Raw genomic sequence first — 514 nt, forward strand, 5'->3', positions numbered from 1 at the left:
ATCAAAAGGTGAAAGAGTTTCAGCAAGAAACATTAAAAAATAACGGTGATACTAACAGGAATATACTTGAAGAAGTAAAAGATTACTCGAGTTTAAAAATGTTGCTATCTAGAAAGCTGAATAGGGTTTTATAAAAAAAACTCTAAATGCTTATTAAAGACACTTAGAGTTTTTAAGAGTTAAATGAAATCTATTCAGTCTTAATAGACTAAAAATAAAAGAATTTCAGCAATAAACTTTTAAAAGTTACAGTAACACGAGGTAATTTACTTAAAAAATAAAATACTACTCAGGCTTAAAAATGCTACCATAATAAAAAGTTAAACAGAGTTTTTAAAGCTCCGAAGCAATTTTTGCTTGATTAACTAAATCAACTAAATTAGTAACTTTAAGCTTACGCATTAAGCGAGCTTTGTATGTACTAACCGTTTTTTCGTTAATGTTTAATTCTTTAGAGATTTCTTTGTTTTTTCTACCAATAGTCAAAAGTTTTAAAACTTCTGCTTCTCTAGTT

At 26.7% G+C, this 514-nt stretch carries 1 protein-coding gene; it reads right to left on the minus strand.

Features of this window, described 5'->3' with window-relative positions; genetic code table 11:
* Nucleotides 1–333 precede the first annotated feature (333 nt).
* The coding region (locus tag ACQY5W_RS13640; protein ID WP_428025512.1) for a LuxR C-terminal-related transcriptional regulator at nt 334–514 on the minus strand (181 nt) is incomplete at its 5' end.

The sequence above is a fragment of the Arcobacter sp. genome (assembly GCF_050300555.1).
Lineage (GTDB): Bacteria > Campylobacterota > Campylobacteria > Campylobacterales > Arcobacteraceae > Arcobacter.